We start from the raw sequence: 2326 nt of genomic DNA, 5'->3' as shown, positions 1-2326 counted from the left end.
TTCCTGCCCCGTGTGCCAGCCCGAACCACACCCATTCTTACAAGGAACTGAAGATCACTCTTGTAAAGCGTCGACTCGCTGTAGCCCGTCCACGTAGATAGCTGTGAATACGTGTATTGCGACGGATACCTGGACACCAAGAAATGCAGGACGCTCCGCTGTACCTTGTTGAGGGACAACAGCCGCTTCTTGATTCGGTTAAGGTGGACGAAGGCCTCCGCGGGCAGGTTCGTGACTCCTTCATGGCCGAAGGCATGCCTCACGACCGCAACTCCCTCCGGCCTACCCCTACCGCTTTTCTCACCTATGTTAGTCTGTCCGGCTCCAAGCCCTTCGGGAACCACGAGGTCGACTTTAAGCCTACTGACCACTTCTAACTCTGATTCAAGCTGCTCGATCCGTTTGTCCCGTTCAGCGAGTTGCATCCGTAGCGATTCGCACTGCTCCTTGAGCGTCTGTAACTCGTCTTCCTCAGAACGCGCACCTGTAAGCTGCCTCAACACCTCAAGCAACTCGTCATTGACCCTTTTCACCCTAGGGGGCCGCGCCATTGCGAACGACGGAGTAAACCCGGCGTGAAACGTGGCCCTCTGTCTAACCCTGACTGTCTGTACAATCCCCGGGGCCACAGCCACGCACTCCCCAACGCCGAGGGAGGCTATCACGGTCTCGGTCTTGTCCCCTGGCCACGGTATGATCTCCTTGTACACCTTCATGTCAACCGGGTGTACCACCTTGTGGAGAAACAGGAGTTCGGCTTGCGTCAGAACGTCCTTATCCACCTTTGCCGATCGCTGGCTAACGACCAGCATCCCCAAACCACGCTTCCGGCCACGGAGGGCGACGCGGATAAGAATGTCTTTCAAGTCCGTGCGGAGACCCTGGGGGAGGAATTCGTGCGCCTCCTCGATCACGAGATGGAAGGGACGCCGTACCTCTGCGGAAGCTTCCCACAAGCCCCTGGCAAACCGAAACAGGAGTTCATACATCTCATCTCCGCCAAAGCTGCTCATATCCAGGATGAGTGGTATGCCGCGGTTCAGGACCTCCTGCGCTAGTACTCCGCCGTGGCGAGGCATTACCGCAAGATCGACGGGCCCGGATCCGCCCGCGGACAGTATCTCGTAACGCTCCTTGAGGCCCCAGTATTCACCATCGATGTCTGCAATTGCCAGGGGGTAACCGTTTGCAAGCAGCTCTTCCACGATGACCGCGGCCGTGTTGGTCTTTCCTGAACCGCGTATCCCCAGAACCGCAGCGCATCTTCCGGTAAAGACTTCTATGGGCAGGGCGAAACCCTCAGCGATCCTGATTTCTCGCGCCCGGCTCATTTCTTATCGCCGCTAGCCGATAAGCGATCTTCGACGAAACGGCGGCCCATGTCCGTCAGGTAGTAGGCACGCCTGCCATTGATGGGCTGAGCGGCCTCCGCAAGATAGCCACGACGCACGGCCTCTGCAATAGCGTCAGATAGGTTTTTCGGGAGTTTCTGCCGAGCCTTCTCGAAACCTGATCTGATGGTCCTGGGCGTAAACGGCGACGTACCTTCGGCTTCCAGGCAATAAGCAACCGCCACTACTGTTTCCCAGAATGCTCTCGACCCCATTCTGTTTATCAGCTCACCGATCGCAATCCGCTGAAGCGCCGGGCCCTGGCCCGTAAGCGGACCGACCGGCTGGCTCGCATCTGCAGGAGCGATTCTCTCCCAGACTAGTGGCAACGCTGCAGCCTGCACCTCAGGGGGAGCTCCAGACATCGCCTCGCTAATCAACTTCCACGCCCGTGCTAGCAAGTCCGTCAGATCCACCGCCATGTGGCATACCTCCTCTCATTCTTGTCGCTCAAGACACCGCTTGACCAAGCTCGCTACCTCGCTTAACCCCCTGTACGTGAGCACCCATTCCCCTCTGCCAACCTTTTCTACGAACCTCCTTTCCTCCAACCGCTTCAACGCATTGAACACCGTACTGCGAGCGCACCGATGTAGTGCCGCAAGGATATCCTTCGTCCGGGAAACGTTCGGATGCCAGCTGTGCATCAAAATGAGGATCTCCTCATCCGCTGGCAGCTCCTCGAGCACAATCCGGCGGGACCCCACATCTTGAACCAGGTCCCTCAGCGGTAGGTTCACCTCGTCGACGAGCCTACACGCCTGTTCTAGCGGTAGGCCGGCCGTCAACCGGATCAGTTCTGAAAGAATCCACTGGGACGCGGCATAGAGAAACCTCAGGTCGTACCTGTTGGGGTCGATCGCTCCTTTGTGTGCAATCCCTCGCTTGTTCCGGAGCGTGTACATGGCGCGTGCGATCCTGGCTGTGCAGAGCCT

General features: G+C 58.0%; 3 protein-coding genes. All 3 read right to left on the bottom strand.

The annotated features are described in order from the left end of the window. The coding region (locus tag AB1609_21565) for a DUF87 domain-containing protein (protein ID MEW6049024.1) at positions 1–1331 on the bottom strand (1331 nt) is incomplete at its 3' end. Continuing rightward, on the bottom strand, positions 1328–1813 hold the full coding sequence (locus AB1609_21560) for a hypothetical protein (GenBank protein ID MEW6049023.1): 486 nt from the start codon (positions 1811–1813) through the stop codon (positions 1328–1330). The genes AB1609_21565 and AB1609_21560, both read right to left, overlap by 4 nt. A 15-nt stretch (positions 1814–1828) precedes the next feature. After that, a partial coding sequence (locus AB1609_21555; GenBank protein MEW6049022.1) for a hypothetical protein occupies positions 1829–2326 on the bottom strand: 498 nt, incomplete at its 5' end.

It is taken from the genome of Bacillota bacterium (assembly GCA_040754675.1).
In the GTDB taxonomy this organism is placed as follows: Bacteria; Bacillota; Limnochordia; order Limnochordales; family Geochordaceae; genus Geochorda.
Note: the sequence above shows the minus strand (reverse complement) of the source record. Positions and strands in the feature narration are given on the sequence as shown.

Coding starts and splice junctions, on each gene's coding strand:
- AB1609_21560 (MEW6049023.1), bottom strand. CDS start 1,813: ATGGCGGTGGATCTGACGGACTTGCTAGCACGGGCGTGGAAGTTGATT.